The following is a 21,344-nucleotide window of genomic DNA, read 5'->3' as shown; positions in this document are numbered from 1 at the left end:
ATGGATACAAATGAAAGACTGAGGCGTTGGAGGCTGATACTTGGATCCGAGGCTGAAAAAAGAATTGACAGTATGGATGACGGCAATGCCCTCAGTCAGGAAGATCTTATGATGGATATGGCTTTAGATGCCATCTATAATAGGGATATGAAATTCAGCTTTGGAGGAGGAGCCGGAAGGGGTGCTTCAAGTCCACAGATAAGCAGATGGCTTGGAGATGTAAGAACACTTTTTGATAAGGATCTTGTAAAGATAATCCAGTCTGATGCTATGGAAAGATGTGGTTTAAAACAGCTTATATTTGAGCCGGAACTTCTAAATAATATAGAACCTGATATGCAAATGGCAAGTATGATACTTACTCTAAAGGATCAGATACCAAAACAAAGTAAGGAAAATGCAAGAGAATTTATCAGAAAAATAGTGGAACAGATAAATGCATTACTTGAAACGGATTTAAAAAGAGCGGTTACAGCAAGTATAAATAGAAAGTTGCATTCTCCTATACCGTCAGCATCTGCACTTGATTTTCAGACTACAATAAGGAAGGGAATCAAGGATTATAATGCAAAGCTAAAGAAGATTATTCCGCAAAAGTATTATTTCTTTGAAAGAAGTGCTACAACGGCAGCCAATAAATATACTGTTGTTTTGGATATTGACCAGAGCGGTTCTATGGGAGAGTCGGTAATTTATTCATCTATAATGAGCTGCATACTGGCAAGTATGAGTGCTATAAAGACTAAGGTAGTGGCTTTTGATACCAATATAGTGGATCTGAGTGAAAAATGTGAGGACCCTATTGATTTGCTTTTTGGATTTACGCTGGGTGGCGGAACAGATATTGAAAAATCTATAAAATATTGCTCTAAATATATAGAGAACCCTAAAAAGACTATTTTCTTTTTGATTTCAGATCTTGAAGAAGGCGGAAATCGTGCAGGACTTCTTAGAAGACTGACACAGATGAAGGAAGACGGCGTAATTGTTATCTGTCTGCTTGCGATATCTGATGACGGAAAGCCTTTTTATGATGCAAATATGGCAGGAAAAATTGCCGCTCAAGGTATTCCTTGTTTTGCAGCAGCACCACAGATGCTACCAAGGCTGCTTGAAAAAGCAATGAAAAATGAGGATATGAGTGAGTTTGCTACCGGTAAATTCGGGGTGGAAAAATAAAAATTAAATTTATATTGTGACCTTATAACATTTTTCCGTCTGTATAATTGAGTGAGGTAATCACAGTAATATTTTGTTTAAGGGGATAAGAAAATGAGAAGATTATTTACTGTTACATTGGGAATACTCTGTGTGGCTTCAATTATGGGTTGCGGTGCAAAGGCGAATAATACAGAATCTCAGGCAACTACAGCATCACAGGAAAGTACACTTACTAAAGAAGCAGAAGAAATAAGTGAAACAAATGAATCTACACCTATAACAGGTGGATGGGCAATAAATAATGATTTTGACGGAATCGATGATGCAAATGCTATGTCAGCTTTTGAAAAGGCTACAGAGGATTTGGATGGCTACAGATATGATGTAGCAGCGGTACTTGGTTCGCAGATTGTTGCCGGAACAAATTATTTATATCTTTGCAGAGCGGAAATGGTAGTACCGGATGCCAAGCCGGAGTATGTAATTTTAAAGGTATATGAGGACTTGGAAGGAAATGCTGAAATCACAGGCAGCCTTAGACTTTTGGAAGGAAAGGAAGGCTGGGAGTACAATGATGCAAATCCTTATATGGATGAAAATGAAGAGGTCAAGGTTGCTTTTGATAAGGCACTAGAAGGCTTAACAGGAGTGGAGTATAAGCCGATTGCATATATAGGTTATAAGGATAATTCATATGCAGTGCTTACAAAGATAACAATTACCTCAGTAGAGCCTTTAACAAGTCTTTCAATGGTATATATTACAAAAACAGACAGTGGGGCTATGATTGATGATATATATGATATTGATATGTCTTTGGAGAATGTAGGAGAGCAATAATTTAATTTTATTTATGGGACAACTTAGTCTGTTGTAGGAACTGTTAAACGAATAATTTATAAAGGGGGAAATATGAATTTTAGGTTCGCAAAAAGAGAAGATACCGATTTAATACTTTATTTTATAAAGGAGCTGGCCCTTTATGAGAAAATGCTTGATGAAGTGGTAGCTGATGAGAAGACATTGGAAGAATGGATTTTTGATAAGCAGAAAGCGGAAGTTATTTTTGTAATGGAGAATGAAAAGGAAGTCGGGTTTGCACTTTTCTTTCACAACTTTTCTACATTCTTAGGCAGAGCCGGAATATATCTTGAGGATCTTTTTGTACTGCCTGAGTTTAGAGGAAGAGGATATGGCAAGGCTTTATTAAATAAGCTGGCCTCCATCGCTGTAGATAGAGGTTGTGGCAGACTTGAGTGGTGGTGCCTTGACTGGAATAAGCCAAGTATTGAGTTTTATCTGTCTCTGGGTGCCAAACCCATGTCAGACTGGACGACATACAGGATTGCAGGGGATACATTAAAGAGGATGGCGGAATTGTAAAATATATAATTGTTAATGTTGATGGCCGCAATGACAGGCGATAAAAGATTTGAGGAAACTATAAATGATTTAAACGGAAAGGAGAGAGTGACTATGTGTGAAGTACTTGATAGAGTAGAGGCAAAAGGTATTGAAAAGGGTATTGAAAAAGGCATTGAGAAAGGAATTGAAAAAGGTGCAGATATCATAAGCAAACTGAATGAAATATTGGTAAAGGAAGGTGATTTGGAGAAGATACTTAAAGCCAATACTAATAAGGAATATAGAAATGAATTACTCAAAAAGTATAATTTGATGGATGAATTTAAAAACTGAGTTTATAATAGGACCTGAAAAAGGTACTGTAAAATCTGATTTACAACGATTTTGCAGTACCTATTTTTCTATATTATTATCTCAGCCCTGCTTCCGCCGGTCTTGTCCTTTTTTACAATAATTTGTTTGTCGATTTTTTGCTTGAGTTCACCCACATGGGAGATGATGCCGATAAGCTTATTGTTGCTTGCAAGTGATGCAAGGGCATTCATTGCCTGAGCGAGGGAGTCTTCATCAAGTGAGCCGAAGCCCTCGTCTATAAACATAGTATCAAGTTGTATACCGCCGGCAGATGATTGAATTTCATCAGAGAGTCCAAGTGCTAAAGCTAAAGAAGCTTTAAATGATTCACCACCGGAGAGTGATTTTACACTTCTTGTAGTACCGTTGTAGTGGTCTATTACATCAAGATCAAGTCCGGTTTGTCCGACTTTACTAAGGGATTCCTCTCTACGGATAAGATCATATTGACCGTCTGTCATTATCATCAGTCTGGCGTTTGCTCTTGAGATAATTCGGTCAAAGTAATGCATTTGAATATAGGTTTCAAGCATTATCTTATCTTTCCCGGTGATAGTGCCGTTTGCAGTATCTGAGAGAGCTTTTACCCAGGTGTATTTTTTCTCAATATCTATAAGCTCGGAGGATTTGAGCTTTATATTATCGTGATTTGACTTATTATTTACTATTCGGCTATGAATATTCTCCTTATTTTTATTAAACTGAATTTTGTTTGCAGTAAGTCCAACCATTTTTTGTTTTTCAGCTTCAAGATCAATTTCCTGCTTATTTTCCATCTGCTTTGAAAGCTCATCCTTTGTAGCATTGGCTGAAGCCAGATTTTCACTGCACTCATTTAATCTCTTTGCAGCCAGCTCTATATCTTTTTTTATTTTTAAAATCATTTCTTGATTCTTTTGTATTTCCTTGGTTGCTTCAAGCTTTGAAGCAAATGCAAGTTTTGATTTTAAATCAATAATTCTCTTATTTAGTGAGTTATTCTCAGATGTCAAAGTACTTATTGTATTGCTGATAGCAGTTATACCGCTTTGCAATTCTTCTACCCTTGCACGTGACTGAGGAAGTCTGACTTCAATAGCTTCTTTTCGGGCAATGTTTTTTTCTTCCGTCCGGATATTTTGGTCAAGTACTTTGATATTACTTTCAAGTTCGGTTATTTTTGACCTTGTAATATCGGTGGCATTATTCATATCGATATCACCAAGAAGTTCCTTGATAGAGGACACTGTAGCATCTGTCTTCTCGTTCTTTATACCTCTTAAGTTTCCGGCTCTAAGGCTGGCATCATTTGCCTCGGCATTCGCCTTTGAAAGCTTGGATTGGAGAGCATCCAGTTCATCCTTTTCTGGAACATCAGTGGGCTTGACGGCTTTTTGCGGGTGTGATAGGGAACCACATACAGGACAGGGCATATTATCTACAAGGGTTTCTGCCAAAAGACCTGCCTGAGCATCAAGATAAAGATTGTTTTTCACTTTAAAAGATAGGTCAAGCTCGTTTGCTATAGCTTTTTTCTTTTCGTATATTACAGTAGCCTCTTTGTACTCTGCGGCAATTTGTATCAGACTTTCCATGCTCTTTAATAAAGTATTTAACTTTGAGAGGCTATCCTTATAAACAGACTTTTGATTTTCAAATAAAATCTTTTGCTCTCCAGATTTTTGTAGAGCTTTTGATTCTTCACTCAATCGCTCGATTTCAGCTTTTAAATCTTCTATATCTTTTCCTGTTTTTATAAGCAGAGCATTGTTTTTCTCTATATTTGCAACATTATTCTTAAAGGCTGATTCTTTTTGGCTTAATTCATCATACTCAGACAATTGAGACTCTATAGTTGCAGAATCCTTAGTAAGCTTTTCCTGGAGTGATGTTTTTTTCTGTTCGTCTTCTAAAGCTTTTGTTAAAGAGAGCTTGTCTTCAGTGAGTCTTGAAATCTGTATTTCATTTTGCTCAAAGGCTGACTTTGCTTTCAGATAATTCTCGCCACGCTCAATATTTATCTTTAATACATCAAGTTGCTTTTCTATTTCAGATATCGAGTCAGCAGTCTTTTCTTCAGCTGCAATATCTTCTGATATAAGTTTTTCAATAAGCTCAATACATTCATCTGTAGGTAATTCAGAGTTTTTTGCCTTTGTAACCTCTGTATAAAGCAGTGAGGAGTCATCACAACTTATTCCTGAGATATACTGTGAAATACTTTGCTTTATTTTTGAGCAGGAGTTATCAAGAGCGGATGCTTCTGACTTTAACCTGCTTTGCAGATCTGAATAAAGTTTTGTTTTAAATATATGCCTGAATATTTCTATTCTGTCTTTAGTAGGTGCTATTAAAAGTTTTAGGAAATCTCCCTGTGCAATCATTGCTATTTGACAGAACTGATCTCTGTTAATACCTATGATATTGTTTATTTCCTTATCAACCTCTCTGGTTTTGGTGATTGGTTTTCCATCGGGAAGAATAAGCTCCACAGCTGCAGTCTGCTTTGTAAGCCCTGATCCTCGTTGTGCCGCTCTTTCATATTCCGGATTTCTTTTGATGGTATATTTCTTTCCCTTATAATTGAAGATAAGTTTCACAAATGTAGGTGTTTCATCGCTTGCATACTTTGAGCGAAACATGGAAACTTCTCTGTTATTACCGCTTGGATCCCCGTAAAGAGCATAGGTAATAGCATCAAAAATAGTTGTTTTACCGGCGCCTGTATCACCGGTTATAAGATAAAGACCGCCTGTACCAAGCTTGTCAAAGTCAAATTCCGTTTTGCCGGCATAAGGTCCAAATGCAGAAACTGTTAATTTTATAGGTCTCATTATTTATCCCTCCAAATATCTTCAATAATATTTTTCATAAAATCTTTTTGTATATCATTTAAATGTTGACCGTTTCTTGACTCATAGAATATATCAAACAATTCAAGAGGTGACTTTGATTCCATATCATTGATAAGGTTTATCTCGGCACTGTTTCTTGTTCTTTGATTGTCATAATCAAGCTTCATTATATTTTTGTAAACCACACGAAGTTTTGTTATAACATCCTGTATATCATCTTCATCAGTCAAGGTGATATGAAGGTAGTCATTTCTTAAAGTACTGCCTTCATAAAAATCTTTAAGCATAATTTCATTATATTTACCTTTTATTTCCACCATATCACGAAGCGGTGTGAGAGGAATGAAATCAAGTTTTATATTTCCTTTTTCTTTTATATCAATTACGGTTATACTCTTGGTATCATTTGCTTCAGAGAATGAGTACTTTAGCGGTGTACCGCAATATCTTATATACTCACTTCCACAGTTTTGCGAACGGTGAATATGTCCAAGTGCCACATAATCAAAGTCTTTAAAAACGCTTGCATCTACATTGTCACTACCGCCAACGGAAATATCTTCTGATTCTGTTCTTGAAGAGCCTGTAACAAACTGGTGAGTGACAAGGATATTTCTACTATCAGTATCTATAGGCATATTATCGATTACAGTGGAGACGGCGGCGGTATATGAATTTATTTCTTCATCCGGAAAATATCTTCTAACATTAACAGGTTTTATAAAAGGCAACATGTATATATTTATCTTTCCAAAATCATCAGAAAGTTCAATTGGAGAAATATTGCCGTTATAAACCGGAGACAGATGTATGCCTGCTTTATCAAACAGTCTGGAACCGAATGCAATACGCTCTGCAGAATCATGATTGCCGCTTATTATAAAAACATTTAGTTCTCTCTGTGACAGTTTATAGAGAAAATCATCAAAAAGCTCCACCGCTTCGGCAGGAGGAATGGGCTTATCATAGATATCACCGGCAAGTATTATACCGCTTGGTTGTTCCTCATCTATAATATGAATGATTTTATTGAGGATATAGGTCTGGTCTTCCAGCATTGAAAATTCATTTACACGTTTTCCAAGGTGTAAATCGGATAGATGCATAAGCTTCATGAGCTGATTCCTTTCACTTGTATGATTACGGATTTTATTCTTATAGCTAAAAAACCATATAAAAAATAAATATATTATAGCTTTAAGTATAAAAATATATATGTTAATATTATAGCATAAGGAAGAAGGATAGTGAAAATTTTTAGACTATTTTCTTTGTTTTGCGTGCATTAAACTATAAAATATAAAAGGAAGTTGACTTATGAATTTTTGGATTTTTATGCTTGTAATGAACTTACTTACTCCTTTTGTTATGATAATTTACGGACGTGTCTTTGAAAAAAAGCCTCCCAAAATAGCAAGAAGTAAGTTTGCATTCGGATACCGTACTGTAATGTCTATGAAAAATGAAGAAACATGGGAGTATGCACATAGATTTTTTGGTAAGCTCTGGTTTAGATTCGGTATTGCAGTAGGGTTAATAAGTATAATTGTATTATTCTTTTTTATCGGAAAAGATAAAGATACTGTGGGATTTGCCGGAATGATTATATGCTATGTTCAGTTGGTAGCAATGCTTTTGCCGGTTATTCCGACAGAAATATCACTTAGAAAAAGATTTGATAAAAATGGAAACAGAAAGGACAAATAATGAGAAAAGTTAAGCTTTGCACTCTATGCTATATTGAGAGAGATGATAAATATTTGATGCTTCATAGAGTAAGTAAGAAAAATGATATAAACAAAGATAAGTGGATAGGGGTTGGCGGACATTTTGAGGAAATGGAAAGTCCTGAGGATTGCCTTGTCAGGGAAGTAAGAGAAGAGACGGGATATGAACTTTGCGATTTTGATTTTCGAGGTATCGTAACCTTTGTATATGGTAAAGCAGGAGAGGAAGTTGTAGAGTATATGCACCTTTTTGTCGGAAGAAATGTAGTAGGGGATCCCATAGAATGTAATGAAGGTGTATTAAAATGGATAGATAAAAAAGAGGTGTTGAATCTAAATTTATGGGAAGGTGATAAAATTTTTCTGAAGCTTTTAGAAGAGAGAGAGGAATTTTTCTCACTTAAACTGGTGTATAATGAGGATGAAATACTGAGTGAAGCTTTCCTGGATGGAAAATCAATGGATATATAATCATAGATGAATTTTCGGAAGCAATATTGTATAATAAAATAAATCATTGGATTTGAGGGGGAATTATGGAAAAGAAAATTCGTATAAAAGGTGAAATATACTTATTACTGTCCGGATTTTTCTTCGGACTGCAGCCTTTTTTTGCAAAGATCATATATGCTCACGGCGGAGACGCATATAGTCTGCTGGTGCTTAGATTTTTGATAAGCGGAGCGGTATTTGCCGCCATTTATATGATGCTTGGACAAAGTATTTGGTTAACTAAGGATGAGTTTATATCAATATTTATTTTGTCTGTTCCTGAAGTTATTATGTGTATATTGTTATTTTTATCATACAGCTATATATCATCAGGTTTGGCTTCGACATTGCATTTTTCATATCCGGCAGCAGTTATTTTACTTGAGTTATTGATTTTTAGAAAAAAAATAAGTAAGATAAAGCTGTTATGTTTATTGTTCTGTGCAATAGGTATAGGTGTGTTCTATCAACCTGACGGAAATATAAATATTTTGGGAATGGTTATGGCACTTGCCTCAGGTGTAGGTTATGCCATATATATTATAGTGTTGACACATGGAAAAGCGGGTAAGATACCTGTAATTAAAATGTCTGCATGGCTTTCGTTTTTACTTGCAATAGAGATTGCCATAGTTATGCTTGTATCCGGTAAGTTCAGATTTCAAATGGATACCACAGCTATAGGAATGAGTGTATTTATGGCGGCTGTTATATCTACATTGGCACTTGCAACATTCCAAATCGGTGCACCTATGTGCGGAGCTCAGACGGCGGCACTTCTTAGCACTATAGAGCCGGTGAGCAGTATTTTACTTGGAGTAATATTCCTTGGAGAACATATGAGTCTGAGGATTTTTGTCGGTATATGCTTTATACTGATGTCAATAGTGATTCAAATTAAAGAAAAGAAAGAATAAGGATTTGAAGGGAGTTATATGAAATTAGCGGTAGCTTTACAGGAAAGAGCAGATCTCAATATCAAAATAGAAGATTTGAAGGGTAGATTAAACAGAAATATATTGGTGCAGGAAGGAGAAAAGCCTGCAGAAGATCCTAAGGATTTAAAAAAGGAGCTTGATGCCTGTATTAACAGATTGGAATATTTGATAGCTGCTATCAATAAGACAAACTGTGAAACAAAAGTTGACGGAAAGTCTATTACAGAATTGCTTGCAAGAAAGGATGCTTTGCAAGTAAAGTCATCTGCTTACAGAGACAGTGTGTATGTGGGAAGCAGCAATACAGACAGAGCCAGAAATACAGAGATAAAGATAGTTCCTGTGATAGATGTTAAGGCTTGGCAAAAAGAGGCTGATGAGACAGCAAAAGAAATCAGACTTATAGATAATAAAATCCAGGAAACAAACTGGACTACTGAACTTATAGAATAATATTTTTTAGATGGTAGCATATTCAGGGCGAGTAAAAACGGCGTTTGCGCACATATTGGGGCCTTGGGCAAGCATTTGTTTATAGTTATGCCCCGACAGTGTACAAGTGTATTGTTATAAATTACTGTTATTACCGATTACTGACTGTTTGTGTGAGGGAGGGAAGTGGGATTATGATAAAAACAATATCAGATTATTGTAAAGAAAAATTTGGAACAAAAGTGTACAGATTGGCACTGACTACAGGAGCCACCTGCCCCAACCGTGACGGAAAGGTTGGGGTAGGTGGCTGTAGTTTTTGCTCTGAAAAAGGCTCGGGAGAGTTTGCAGTAAGCGCCAACGATATAAAAGAGCAAATAGAAAAAGCGAAAAACTTGATTTCAGCGAAGATTCCGGGCTCAATAAAGGAATGCGATAGAAAATATATTGCTTATTTTCAATCATTTTCAAACACGTATGGAGATACGAAGAGACTAATCAGCTTGTTTGAGAAGGCTATACAAAGAGATGAAATAGTGGCACTTTCCATTGCTACAAGGCCCGATTGCTTTAGTGAAGAGATGTTGGACGGACTTGAGCGTTTAAATCAGTTAAAGCCTGTTTGGATAGAACTTGGTCTTCAGACTATAAATGAAAACACTGCAAAGGCGTTTAACAGAGGTTATACACTTGATGTATTTGAAAAGACATATGATGAGCTGAAGCAAAGAAATTTTGAAGTAATAGTACATATGATTCTTGGGTTGCCGGGTGAAAGTAAAGAGGATATGTATGCCACAGCTAAGTACCTTGCCAAAAAGAAAATAGACGGTATTAAGATACATGGACTTCATGTACTAAGAGGAACAAGACTTGCAAAGGAATACAAAGATCAACCGTTTAAAATAATGAGCCTTGAAGAATATACCGAGGTACTTATAAATTGTTTAAAAATACTTCCGGAGAGTACAATCATACATAGAATGACCGGAGACGGAGATAAGAAGCTTCTTATTGAGCCGATGTGGAGCGCAGACAAAAAAAGAGTACTCAATTATATAAATAAAAGGATCAGAGAAGAATTTTTATAAGGCTTGCAAGAACATATGTTTTGGTCTAAAATGAAATAAAGAAAACTTTTAGAGGTATTATGTCTACTATATACGATAAATTAAATGATAAACAAAAACAGGCGGTTTTTACTACAGAAGGTCCCCTTTTACTTTTGGCGGGAGCGGGTTCCGGAAAAACCGGTGTACTGATGCACAGGATTGCATATTTGATAGAGGAAAAACATGTAGATCCCTATAATATTATGGCAATCACCTTTACAAATAAAGCTGCCAAGGAAATGAAAGAAAGAATAGGTAAACTTATAGGTGAAGAGGGAAATTTTGTTTGGGTAATGACATTTCACTCAAGCTGTGTAAGATTCCTTAGAAGATTTATTGATAAGATTGGTTTTGACAACAGTTTTACGATATATGACAGTGATGATCAAAAGACTCTTATGAAAAAGATTTTCAAAGAGAATGATATAAACACAAAAGTATATAAAGAAAGAGCAGTACTTAATATTATTTCCAGTTGTAAGAATGAACTTATGTCACCGGCAGAATTTATGAAGTCTGCCATAGACTCATATGAAAAGGGAGTAGCCAGACTTTATGAGATATATCAAAGTGCTCTAAAAAAGAATAATGCCCTGGATTTTGACGATCTGATTTGCAGAAGTGTTGAGCTTTTTGAAAAATGTCCTGAAGTGCTTGATTATTATCAGGACAGATTCAGATATATAATGGTGGATGAGTATCAGGATACCAATACAGCTCAGTTTAGGCTTATTTATTTGCTTGCGCAAAAATACGGAAATATATGTGTGGTAGGTGATGACGACCAGAGTATATATAAGTTTAGAGGTGCAAATATTGAAAATATCCTAAGTTTTGAAGACAAGTTTGAGAATGTAAAGGTGATAAAGCTTGAACAAAACTATCGTTCCACAGGAAATATACTTGATGCGGCAAATGCTGTCATAAAAAACAACAGGGGAAGAAAAGATAAAAGCCTTTGGACAGAGGGAGATAGTGGAGAAAATATAGAGCTTCGCCAATTTCAAACTGCTAATGAAGAGGCTGACAATATAATAAAGGATATTAGAGACAGAGCAAGGGATAATTTCAGAGACTTTGCTGTGCTCTACAGAACAAATGCTCAGTCCAGACTTTTGGAGGAACGTTGTGTAACTCTTGGCATTCCGTATCAACTTGTGGGAGGTGTAAACTTCTATCAAAGAAAAGAAATAAAGGATGTGCTTGCTTATTTAAAGACCATTGCCAATGGTAATGACGATATTGCATTACTTAGAATTATTAATGTGCCGAAAAGAGGAATAGGAGCTACCACTATTGCAAAGGTAAGCGAGTATGCCAATGAAAATAATATAAGCCTTTATGATGCCATGAGTATAAGCGAAATGGCAGGAGTAGGTAAGGCAAGTGATAAAATTAAGAGTTTTATTACAATGATTGAGGAGTTTAGAGAGAAGGTAGCAAGGAAGGCAAATATTGCAAATCTGATTGAAGAACTTCTTGAGGAAACCGGATATATTGAAAGCCTCTATGATGAGGGTGAAATTGAAGGTGAGAGCAGAAAAGAAAATATCGAGGAACTTATAAATAAGTCGGGAGAATATGAGGACGGAGAACTTTCACTTTTCCTTGAGGATGTATCTTTGGTTGCCGATATTGACAGGATGGATGAAAATGCCGACAGAATAACACTTATGACTTTACATGGTGCCAAGGGACTTGAGTTTGATACTGTATATCTTGCAGGCATGGAGGAAGGTCTGTTTCCAAGCGCTATGAGTTCAAATTCCAGAGAGGATTTGGAAGAAGAGAGAAGACTTGCTTATGTAGGTATAACAAGAGCAAAGAAAAATCTTATACTGACATCGGCAAAGCAAAGAATGGTAAATGGTGAGACAAGGTATTCTTTGATGTCCAGGTTTGTCAGTGAAATTCCAAGAGAACTTTTAAATAAACATGTTCTTGATACCGAAAAAAGGTATACAGAAAAAAGCGGTAGTTTTGGCGGGGCATTGCCTTGGGAGACAAAAACTCCGGTAAATAATAATAATTTTGAGAAAACGCTCAGCTTTGGAAAACAGTTTAAAGTTGAAAAGGCTCAGAGTCTTGATTATTCTGTAGGTGATACTGTAAAACATATAAAATTCGGAATGGGTAAAGTTCTTGAAATAGTTGACGGCGAAAGAGATTTTGAAGTAAAGGTCAATTTTGAGAAATTTGGAATTAAAAAGATGTATGCAGGATTTGCCAATCTGACTAAAATATGATAAAATCAATTAATTGAGTAGTTAAGCATTTTTGCCTGACTTTGTACACAAAATATATCTTTAGAAGAGAGGTATGGTTATGGATAAATTTAATAATTTAAGTTCTAGAATGGAAGAATTGGTTAATGCATCAAGACTTAACAGTCTTTTGGCAAAGAGAGAAGAAGATGAGAAGAAGAAAAATACCATTATTTGGGTTTTGGCTATTATAGGTGCTATCGCTGCTGTAGCAGGTATTGCTTTTGCGGTATACAAATTCTTCACACCTGATTATCTTGAAGACTTCGAAGAAGACTTTGATGATGATTTTGACTATGACTTTGATGATGAAATAGAAGAATAAGAAATAACATGATATGATGGCGGCCCTTGAGGTCGCCTTATCTTTTGTGAGGTGATAATGAAAAAAGGCGATATCTTAAAGGGACAGATTACAGAAAGCCATTTCCCCGACAGCTCATATATTGACCTTGAAGGAGAAAAGGTACTTATAAAGAAAGGTATTTTAGGTCAAACTATAGAGTTTGCTGTTACCAAAAAAAGAAAAGGGAAGCTTGAAGGAAGAGCATTAAACATAATTGAAAAATCACAATTAGAGGACAATGAAAATCCTTGCATACATTATGAGGTATGTGGAGGATGTACTTATCAGAATTTAAGCTATGAAAATCAGCTTAAATTAAAAAATGAACAATTAAAAGCACTTATGGAAGGTGCAACAGATAAGGATTTTGATTGGGAGGGAGTTATACCTTCACCAAAGTATCTGGCATACAGAAATAAGATGGAGTTTTCTTTTGGTGATGAACAAAAAGACGGTGATTTGGCACTGGGCATGCACAAGAAGGGCAGTCACTATGATATAGTGAATGTTTTTGAATGTAAAATAGTGGACAGTGATTTTACCAAGATACTTGAACTTACTTTAAACTTTTTTAAGGAGAGAAAAGTATCATACTTTCATAAAAATAGCCATATAGGTTTTTTAAGACATTTGCTTATTAGAAGAAGTGAGTATACAGGAGAGATTTTAGTGTCTTTGGTAACTACAAGCAGTTTCGGTTTTGTGGAGGATCCAAATTCATTACCTGAGCCTTCTGTACTTGGAACTGCGGAAGAAGTACTTATAAAAGAATGGGCAGATTATTTAAAGTCAGAGACCGACAAGGGAATTCTAAACGGAAGCATCGGAGGAATTTTGCATACAAAGAATGACTCATATGCAGATGCGGTACTAAATCAGGGAACAACTCTATTACATGGGAAGGACTATATTACAGAAAGATTGAATGGGCTGGATTTTAAGATAACACCGTTTTCATTCTTCCAGACCAATTCTAAGGGAGCAGAGGTTTTATACAATGTTGCCGGAAAGTATCTTGGAGATACGGCCGGGAAATCTGTATTCGATCTGTATTCCGGCACAGGTACTATTGCTCAGCTTCTGGCATCTGAGTCTGAAAAAGTTTATGGCGTGGAGATAGTTGAAGAGGCCGTTGAAGCCGCCATAGAAAATGCGAAGAAAAACGGCCTTGATAACTGTGAGTTTATAGCCGGAGATGTATTAAAGGTGGTGGATACCTTGGGATTTAATCCTGATATTATAATACTTGACCCGCCAAGAGACGGCATCCATCCAAAGGCATTGCCAAAGATACTTGAATTCGGTGCAAAGAAAATCGTGTACATATCTTGCAAGCCTACATCTTTTGTACGAGATCTTAAAATAATGGAAGCCGCAGGCTACAGAATGGAAAAGTGCGTGGGAGTAGACATGTTCCCAAACACAGTTAATTGTGAGGCGGTTGTTATGCTGTCGCGACCGTAAGGGAAGCGAGAGCATTACAAACCACCCATGCAATAGCCGTCCGTGATTGTCAAGTGCGAAGCATGCAGACAGAACGGAAACGGCGAACTGCGGAGGCGGTTGTTATGCTGGCCCGTAAGGGAAGTGAGAGCATTACAAACCACCCATGCAATAGCCGTCCGTGACTGTCAAGTGCGAAGCACGCAGACAGAACGGAAACGGCGAACTGCGGAGGCGGTAGCACTATTGTCCAAATTTGATGTCGATAAGCATATAGATGTTGAAATTAAGCTGGATGAGCTTGATTTGACAAGTGCTGAAAGCAAGGCTACTTATGCACAAATATAAATTTATAGATGATTTCTGAAAATTTTAAAATACATCAAATATTTTTGATTTGATGTTGACAACCGGTTTTATTTGGTATACAATAAATACATCAAAAATATTTGATATGAGGTTAATAATGAAAAATTATGAAGAGAATGCTAAGGTATTTAAGGCTTTATGCGATTCTAAAAGACTAAAAATAATTGATATAATCAAAGATGAAGAAAAATGTGCTTGCGTACTCCTAGACAAACTTGATTTATCACAATCCGGATTATCCTATCATATGAAGATATTAACAGATACAGGATTAATAAATGCAAGGCAAGATGGTAAATGGACACATTATAGCATTAAAGACAATGGAATTGATGAAGTCATACAATTATTAAATGAATATCTAAAATAAAAACTGGTCATCCGAGTTTGGATGACTAAAAAAACAAACAACATATCAAAAATATTTGATGTATAGGAGGTGATTTAATGATTTTGTCGATAGGAAAATTTATTCAAAATCAGATTTTAGGGATGAAGTGGCTTAATGATTTAATAGGATATGTATTAAAACTATTAAATATTGATGTAACCGGTAAATGGGGTGCATCTGTACAATTTTTCATTTATGACGTGATTAAAATCGGTATCTTATTATGTACTTTGATTTTTATTATTTCGTATATTCAAAGTTATTTTCCACCTGAACGAAGTAAAAAAATATTATCAAAGTTTAGGGGGATTTGGGCGAATATTATGTCTGCACTTTTAGGCACAGTTACGCCATTTTGCTCTTGCTCATCTATTCCACTCTTTATAGGTTTTACATCAGCCGGACTTCCATTAGGAGTTACTTTTAGTTTTTTAATTTCATCACCTATGGTCGATCTTGGGTCTTTGGTACTTCTTATGACCATATTTGGAGCCAAAGTTGCAATAGTCTATGTTTTATTTGGACTTTTGATCGCCGTTGTTGGAGGAATGATAATTGAAAAGCTTGGGCTGGAAAATGAAGTTGAAGATTTTATCATGAATTCACCAAAAGGAATTGAGCTTGAAGTTGCACAAATTGGAAAAAGAGAGAGAGTAATATTTGCGAAGAATGCAGTAGTAGAAACCTTTAAAAAAGTGTTTCCATATATCTTGGTTGGTGTTGGAATTGGAGCAATTATTCACAACTGGATACCGGAAGTATTAATAGAAAAGGTACTGGGAGGGAACAATCCATTTGGTGTGATTTTAGGAACATTAGTAGGTGTGCCAATGTATGCTGATATTTTTGGTACTATACCAATTGCAGAAGCACTACTTTCTAAAGGAGCAATGCTTGGAACTGTTTTAGCCTTTATGATGGGAGTAACTACACTAAGCTTGCCATCTATGATTATGTTGAGAAAGGCTATTAAACCAAAGCTTCTATATGTGTTCATCACCATAACCACTATAGGAATTATAATAGTAGGATATATTTTTAATGTGTTACAAAATCTATTTATCTAAGGAGGAATAAAAATGTTATTTAAGAAAAAAGCTTGTTGTAATCAAGTATCAGAGCAAGGAGAAAGCAAGATTGAAGAAAAAGGAATCTATGTTTTAGGCTCAGGATGTTCTAAATGTAATGCTTTAGAGAACAATGTTAAAGAAGCTTTAACTAGACTGGATGTTAATGAAGAAATAAAACATATAAGAGATTTCTCTGTTATTGCATCTATGAGTGTTATGACTACCCCTGCACTTGTGATTGATAATAAGGTTGTAAGTTATGGTAAGGTTCTAAATCCGGATGAATGTGTAGAGATTATAAAAAACTCAAGAGGTGGAGTATCTAATAACAATGGGGTGTAATGTAGTTTGTCCGGTTCTTCCGTTTAACTATAAAAAGGCTGATTGGGGGCTTGATGATCCAACAGGAAAGCCAGATGAAGAATTTATAAAAGTCATAGAAGAAATTGAAAGAAAGGTGCTTGATTTATTAGAAGAAGTCAAGGAATGGGGAAACTAGAGTTTAATAATGTATCAATTCCAACGACCATCTTACTTTGGATTATGATTTATCCAATGATGTTAAAGATTGATTTTAATAGTGTTAAAGATATAGGTAAGAATCCAAAGGGACTTTTTATAACGTGGTTTGTTAACTGGATTATAAAACCATTTACTATGTATTTAATTGCAAGTTTATTTTTCTTTATTATTTATAAAGGCTTTATCAGCAAAGAATTAGCTTTGGAGTATTTAGCAGGAGCGGTATTGTTGGGTGCGGCTCCATGTACCGCAATGGTTTTTGTATGGAGTAAATTAACCAAAGGTGATAGTGCATATACTCTAGTACAAGTAGCAAGTAATGATTTGATAAATATACTATAGCAGGACTTTTGCTTACATTGATCATCATTTTTTCATTCCAAGGTGAGAAAATTATCAATCAACCATTAAATATTTTCTTAATAGCAATACCACTTGTTTTGTAGACTTTATTTATTTTTGGGATAACTTTTGTTATGGCGTATTACGCTAAATTACCATATTCTATAGCTGCACCTTGTGGTATGATAGGAGCATCTAATTTCTTTGAATTGGCAGTAGCAGTAGCAATTTCACTTTTTGGGTTGTCCTCTGGGGCAACGCTGGCAACTGTAGTTGGTGTATTGGTTGAAGTTCCGGTTATGCTTATGTTAGTAAAATTTGCAAATTCTATGGAATACAAATTTTAGATTAATAATTGGGAATGCAGATCCCAAAGGGCTGATTCATCAATTTTTTTGTAAGTGTCCGTACACTTACTGTGCTTGCTACAAAAGTCAAGCAAGCATTAAGCATTTCTCTAAAATTGTAAATATATTATACCATAAAATTCAAGAGAAATGAGAAAATAATTGACAAATTGTCAGTTGTGTGATACCCTCTAAATAGGAGGTATAAAATGAGAGATGTAAAAGAACCTGAAATACGACGTGCAGAGATTATGGATGCTGCAATGATACTCTTTATGGAGAAAGGATATACCAATACAACAACACAGGATATAGTTGATAAAGTAAATATATCAAGAGGGTTGTTATATTATCATTTTAAGAATAAAGAGGATATCTTATATTGTCTTGTAGAACAATATTCAGATAGACTACTGAAAGATATTTATAGTATTGTTTATGATGAAGATAAAACTGCCATAGAAAAAATCAGATCATTTATAGATGTCACAATTATATCTTCGGAAAATGTTTCAGCAGAGGGTACAGTGCTACAAAAGACAGTTGATCTTGAAGAAAATCAATATATGCTAGATAAGTTATCCCATAAGCTTGTTGAGAAACTTACAATATATTTTGAAAAAATTATAAGTCAAGGAATAGCAGAAAAAGTTTTTTCTGTAAAATATCCATTAGAAACAGCAGAATTTCTTATGACAGCTTATGTTTTTGTTTCAAATAACATAAGTATAAGAGATTCGAAAAAAGAACCTATTAGTGACTATTTAAACGCATTTAAGATAATACTTGAACAAAGCTTAAATACGAAAAAAATCTTTAGTACTTAAAAATAGAAAAGAATGTTTGCAAGGAGAATAATATGCCGATAGCTACTGCTACGCAAGCTATCGGTATTATTTCAAAGAATAACTGACAAAATGTCAATGGAGATAGAAATTATGTTAGAGATAAAGAATTTTAGTAAATTCTATGGGAATAAAAAAGCTGTTGAAAATTTATCAATTTCAGTACAGCCCGGAGATATTTATGGATTCATTGGTGCAAATGGAGCCGGAAAAACTACAACGATAAAGGCGGTAGTTGGAATTCATGATTTTGAGAATGGAAGTATAACGATTGATGGGCATTCCATTAAAGGGGAGCCTGTTATTTGTAAAAAAATGATGGCATACATTCCGGATAATCCGGATTTATATGAACATCTGACAGGATTTCAGTATATTAATTTTATTGCAGATTTATTTGAAGTTTCTACTGAGATACGCAGAGAAAGAATTCAGAGATACGGCGATTTATTTGAAATGACTAAACATCTTTCGGGAATGATATCTTCGTATTCACATGGTATGAAGCAAAGAACGGCGATTATTTCTGCACTGGTGCATTCTCCAAAGTTACTAATTTTAGATGAACCTTTTGTTGGACTTGATCCGAAAGCAACTTTTCTACTAAAGAAAATAATGCACGAATGCGTATCAGATGGAGGAGCTATTTTCTTTTCAACACATGTATTGGATGTTGCAGAAAAATTATGTAATAAAATTGCAATTATAAAAAATGGAAAGTTAATTGCGAGCGGAAATACAGAAGAAGTCAAAGGCAATAAATCTTTGGAAACTTTTTTCATGGAGGTGCAGGATAATGAGCAAAATTTGGATATTAATTAGAGCACAATTAATGAATTTCTTTCCAATCAACGAAATGAAAGAGCCGGGGAATAAAAAACAAAGTTCGATTGTTATTACAAGTTTTGGAATAATAACTCTTGCCATATTTTTCTTTGTTTATAATATCATAACAGCTAAAACATTGGTACAAGTGGGACAGCAGGAATTGATACCGGAATATATGGTGTCGGTATCAAGCTTTGCAATATTATTTTTGACAATATTTTATTCAAATGGGATTTTATTTGGCAGTCGTGATATGGAAAATCTTTTGTCGTTGCCTGTAAAAAGTTCGGATATTATGAGCAGCAAGTTTATGTTTATGTATTTATTGAATTTTTTAATAGGATTGATGTTTATGCTTCCGGGAGGAATTGTTTGGGTGTTAAACGGAAGTTTAAATGTATTACAGATTATATTGTATTTTACCTCCATGATTTTTGTTCCGTTGATACCGATGTGTATAGCAGCATGTATGGGAATCATTATAGTTGTTGCTTCATCTTTCTTTAAGAGAAAAAATGTTATTGCTTTAATCTTTTCATTTGCAATGATAGGGATAATTGGATATATTGCAGTGTCAGCCATGAAATCAGGTAATGAAAATAGTATCGGGATTATGCTTTCTAAGCAAATTACAGGATTGTACCCACTATCTAAGCTATTTATGGAATACTATAATTTTCCAATGCACATTGGAGTAGGGTTATTTATTGTTCTCTCAATAGTATTTTTTTATATATTTGCCAAAATGGTTTCATTGAAGTATGGATTACTTAATACTCTTGCTAAAACAACAACAAGATATTCCGACAACAAAAATTCTAATAGTAGAACATCGGTATTTTTTGCCCTATATAAAAAGGAAATGGGACTATTTCTAAACTCATATATGGCAGTGTTGAATGCAGGTTTTGGTGTAATATGTTTATGTGTTTTCAGTATATTTTTCCTGTTTAACTCTTTACAACAAATAGGGGAATATTCGGGAATCGAAAATATTAATGAATATCTTTCAAATTTTGCTCCAATATGTATTGCTTCAATGTTTGTACTTAGTTGTCCGGCAGCGTTTTCTATATCTTTAGAAGGTAAAAATGTTTGGATTTTGCAAAGTTCTCCTATTCGAGTAAAAACGATTTTGAATTCTAAGATTGCAGTAAATCTTACGCTTCATTTAATCGGATATATTATTTCTGTGTTTATAGTTTTGGTAAAGCTTGATATGGATATTATTCAAACTGTCAGCTTAATAATTGTCCCTATTTGTTATTCCATTTTTATAACAGTGATTGGAATTTCTTTGAATAAAAAATTCCCTAACTTTGAATGGGAAAGTGAGATGATGATAGTAAAACAGAGTATGCCTGTAATTGTGTCTTCAATTATTGGAATGACTGTATTAGTTATACCAATTCTTTTACATTGGTTTTTGCATTTTCCTATAGTACCTACATTATTGGGAGTAGCACTTATTTTGCTCGTTATTGCGGGTGGCGTTTATATAAAAACTTGTATATTAAATTTTTTAGTTTAAGGAGGAAATGTTCTATGAAAAAAAGATTTTTGAAAGATTTATTAGTTCTGATAGGAATAATGTTTGTAATATTTATTGTTTGCATATTTCTTCCGGAGAAAATTCCTGTTCATTTCAATGCAAGAGGAACCACTGATATATTTGCTGGAAAATATTATCTTCTGTTCGCTACAGTTATTCCATACTCTGCATATTGGAAATTTTTACGAGGGCGGAAAAGTAAAAACGAATGAAAATATATCCATATTTACAAATTGCATCAGTGTTAAGAGCGACTATTTTAAGAGGAGACTATGTTCCGGGACAACGGATGCCACCTATAAGGGATTTAGCACAGAGGGAGGGACGTAATCCTGCAACAGTTCAAAAAAAGTTCTTAAAAATGAAGTGCACCCCAAAAGTTAGACATAAAACTAATTTTTGGAAAGATAAGAGTCGACATAGGAAAAATATTAAGACTCCTTTGTGAAAGAAAAGGAATACATACAATCGAAGCAGAATGTTGTCCTGATCATATACATATGCTTGTAGAGATACCACCAAAATACAGTGTGTCACAAATTGTTGGTTATCTCAAAGGGAAAAGCTCATTGATGATTGGGGTAGTACAAACCACCGGCTGAGCCGGTGG

Annotated in this window: 26 protein-coding genes and 1 pseudogene; 25 read left to right on the top strand and 2 right to left on the bottom strand. The window is 34.9% G+C overall.

The window, feature by feature from the left end; genetic code table 11:
• The 4 genes from SBH76_RS06805 to SBH76_RS06790 all read left to right on the top strand — a co-directional run bounded on the left by SBH76_RS06805 (position 1) and on the right by SBH76_RS06790 (position 2,859).
• Complete coding sequence (locus tag SBH76_RS06805) at positions 1-1,179, top strand: VWA domain-containing protein (protein WP_290649549.1); 1,179 nt, start codon at positions 1-3, stop codon at positions 1,177-1,179.
• 93 nt (positions 1,180-1,272) lie between these two features.
• Complete coding sequence (locus tag SBH76_RS06800) at positions 1,273-2,001, top strand: hypothetical protein (RefSeq protein WP_290649547.1); 729 nt, start codon at positions 1,273-1,275, stop codon at positions 1,999-2,001.
• A gap of 72 nt (positions 2,002-2,073) precedes the next feature.
• Positions 2,074-2,544 carry a GNAT family N-acetyltransferase gene (locus SBH76_RS06795; protein WP_317977249.1) on the top strand — a complete coding sequence of 157 codons (471 nt, stop codon included), beginning with the start codon at positions 2,074-2,076 and terminating at the stop codon, positions 2,542-2,544.
• Positions 2,545-2,559: 15 nt separating this feature from the next.
• Entirely contained in the window at positions 2,560-2,859 is a 300-nt protein-coding gene (locus SBH76_RS06790; RefSeq protein ID WP_331678108.1) for a hypothetical protein, read from the top strand.
• Between the two features lie 68 nt (positions 2,860-2,927).
• Here the strand turns inward: SBH76_RS06790 and SBH76_RS06785 are convergent, their stop codons facing one another.
• Both SBH76_RS06785 and SBH76_RS06780 read right to left on the bottom strand, forming a co-directional pair.
• Positions 2,928-5,693 carry an AAA family ATPase gene (locus SBH76_RS06785; protein ID WP_317977248.1) on the bottom strand — a complete coding sequence of 922 codons (2,766 nt, stop codon included), beginning with the start codon at positions 5,691-5,693 and terminating at the stop codon, positions 2,928-2,930.
• Positions 5,693-6,829 (bottom strand): exonuclease SbcCD subunit D, encoded by a 1,137-nt coding sequence (locus SBH76_RS06780; protein ID WP_317977247.1) that lies wholly within the window; start codon positions 6,827-6,829, stop codon positions 5,693-5,695. Before SBH76_RS06780 ends, SBH76_RS06785 begins: the two co-directional genes overlap by 1 nt.
• 202 nt (positions 6,830-7,031) lie before the next feature.
• On the opposite strand from SBH76_RS06780, the gene SBH76_RS06775 reads away from it, so the two are divergent.
• The 21 genes and pseudogenes from SBH76_RS06775 to tnpA all read left to right on the top strand — a co-directional run.
• Positions 7,032-7,421, top strand: coding sequence for an SdpI family protein (locus SBH76_RS06775; protein WP_317977246.1), 390 nt, complete (start codon positions 7,032-7,034; stop codon positions 7,419-7,421).
• The gene (locus tag SBH76_RS06770) at positions 7,421-7,912 is read left to right on the top strand and encodes an NUDIX hydrolase (RefSeq protein ID WP_317977245.1); all 492 of its coding nucleotides are present in this window, start codon (positions 7,421-7,423) and stop codon (positions 7,910-7,912) included. Before SBH76_RS06775 ends, SBH76_RS06770 begins: the two co-directional genes overlap by 1 nt.
• 65 nt (positions 7,913-7,977) lie before the next feature.
• Positions 7,978-8,850, top strand: coding sequence for a DMT family transporter (locus tag SBH76_RS06765; protein ID WP_317977244.1), 873 nt, complete (start codon positions 7,978-7,980; stop codon positions 8,848-8,850).
• An 18-nt stretch (positions 8,851-8,868) separates the two neighbouring features.
• Entirely contained in the window at positions 8,869-9,324 is a 456-nt protein-coding gene (locus SBH76_RS06760; protein ID WP_317977243.1) for a DIP1984 family protein, read from the top strand.
• 173 nt (positions 9,325-9,497) lie between these two features.
• Entirely contained in the window at positions 9,498-10,394 is an 897-nt protein-coding gene (gene mnmL / locus SBH76_RS06755; RefSeq protein WP_317977242.1) for a tRNA modification radical SAM protein MnmL/YtqA, read from the top strand.
• A 59-nt stretch (positions 10,395-10,453) separates the two neighbouring features.
• On the top strand, positions 10,454-12,661 hold the full coding sequence (locus tag SBH76_RS06750) for an ATP-dependent helicase (protein WP_317977241.1): 2,208 nt from the start codon (positions 10,454-10,456) through the stop codon (positions 12,659-12,661).
• A 79-nt stretch (positions 12,662-12,740) separates the two neighbouring features.
• Positions 12,741-13,004, top strand: coding sequence for a hypothetical protein (locus SBH76_RS06745; protein ID WP_009663776.1), 264 nt, complete (start codon positions 12,741-12,743; stop codon positions 13,002-13,004).
• A gap of 57 nt (positions 13,005-13,061) precedes the next feature.
• Entirely contained in the window at positions 13,062-14,489 is a 1,428-nt protein-coding gene (locus SBH76_RS06740) for a class I SAM-dependent RNA methyltransferase (RefSeq protein ID WP_317977240.1), read from the top strand.
• A gap of 225 nt (positions 14,490-14,714) precedes the next feature.
• The gene (locus tag SBH76_RS13970; protein ID WP_035620343.1) at positions 14,715-14,816 is read left to right on the top strand and encodes a hypothetical protein; all 102 of its coding nucleotides are present in this window, start codon (positions 14,715-14,717) and stop codon (positions 14,814-14,816) included.
• A gap of 118 nt (positions 14,817-14,934) precedes the next feature.
• Positions 14,935-15,207 (top strand): ArsR/SmtB family transcription factor, encoded by a 273-nt coding sequence (locus SBH76_RS06730; RefSeq protein ID WP_009663735.1) that lies wholly within the window; start codon positions 14,935-14,937, stop codon positions 15,205-15,207.
• A gap of 77 nt (positions 15,208-15,284) precedes the next feature.
• Positions 15,285-16,295: a permease gene (locus tag SBH76_RS06725; RefSeq protein WP_009663779.1), complete on the top strand. Its 1,011-nt coding sequence runs from the start codon at positions 15,285-15,287 to the stop codon at positions 16,293-16,295.
• A gap of 12 nt (positions 16,296-16,307) precedes the next feature.
• The gene (locus tag SBH76_RS06720) at positions 16,308-16,640 is read left to right on the top strand and encodes a thioredoxin family protein (RefSeq protein ID WP_009663675.1); all 333 of its coding nucleotides are present in this window, start codon (positions 16,308-16,310) and stop codon (positions 16,638-16,640) included.
• Positions 16,630-16,797 (top strand): low molecular weight phosphatase family protein, encoded by a 168-nt coding sequence (locus SBH76_RS06715; protein ID WP_009663721.1) that lies wholly within the window; start codon positions 16,630-16,632, stop codon positions 16,795-16,797. The genes SBH76_RS06720 and SBH76_RS06715 overlap by 11 nt, the downstream gene beginning before the upstream one ends.
• Positions 16,785-17,162, top strand: coding sequence for an arsenic resistance protein (locus SBH76_RS13930; protein ID WP_330370069.1), 378 nt, complete (start codon positions 16,785-16,787; stop codon positions 17,160-17,162). Before SBH76_RS06715 ends, SBH76_RS13930 begins: the two co-directional genes overlap by 13 nt.
• A 134-nt stretch (positions 17,163-17,296) precedes the next feature.
• Positions 17,297-17,509, top strand: a complete 213-nt coding sequence (locus tag SBH76_RS13925; protein WP_009663762.1) for a bile acid:sodium symporter family protein — start codon at positions 17,297-17,299, stop codon at positions 17,507-17,509.
• A gap of 209 nt (positions 17,510-17,718) precedes the next feature.
• The gene (locus SBH76_RS06705) at positions 17,719-18,336 is read left to right on the top strand and encodes a TetR/AcrR family transcriptional regulator (protein WP_009446406.1); all 618 of its coding nucleotides are present in this window, start codon (positions 17,719-17,721) and stop codon (positions 18,334-18,336) included.
• A gap of 111 nt (positions 18,337-18,447) precedes the next feature.
• Positions 18,448-19,176, top strand: a complete 729-nt coding sequence (locus SBH76_RS06700) for an ABC transporter ATP-binding protein (protein WP_009663708.1) — start codon at positions 18,448-18,450, stop codon at positions 19,174-19,176.
• Entirely contained in the window at positions 19,151-20,713 is a 1,563-nt protein-coding gene (locus SBH76_RS06695; RefSeq protein ID WP_009663740.1) for a permease-like membrane multi-spanning protein, read from the top strand. Before SBH76_RS06700 ends, SBH76_RS06695 begins: the two co-directional genes overlap by 26 nt.
• Before the next feature lie 14 nt (positions 20,714-20,727).
• On the top strand, positions 20,728-20,946 hold the full coding sequence (locus SBH76_RS06690) for a DUF1648 domain-containing protein (RefSeq protein ID WP_009446402.1): 219 nt from the start codon (positions 20,728-20,730) through the stop codon (positions 20,944-20,946).
• Entirely contained in the window at positions 20,943-21,182 is a 240-nt protein-coding gene (locus tag SBH76_RS06685) for a GntR family transcriptional regulator (RefSeq protein WP_198007472.1), read from the top strand. The genes SBH76_RS06690 and SBH76_RS06685 overlap by 4 nt, the downstream gene beginning before the upstream one ends.
• Positions 21,124-21,312: pseudogene (gene tnpA / locus SBH76_RS06680) on the top strand (IS200/IS605 family transposase); the annotation flags it as partial. The gene SBH76_RS06685 and the pseudogene tnpA, both read left to right, overlap by 59 nt.
• Positions 21,313-21,344 lie beyond the last annotated feature (32 nt).

Origin of the sequence: Lachnoanaerobaculum sanguinis (assembly GCF_033242365.1) — a bacterium.
GTDB classification, from domain to species: domain Bacteria; phylum Bacillota; class Clostridia; order Lachnospirales; family Lachnospiraceae; genus Lachnoanaerobaculum; species Lachnoanaerobaculum sanguinis.
Note: the sequence above shows the minus strand (reverse complement) of the source record. Positions and strands in the feature narration are given on the sequence as shown.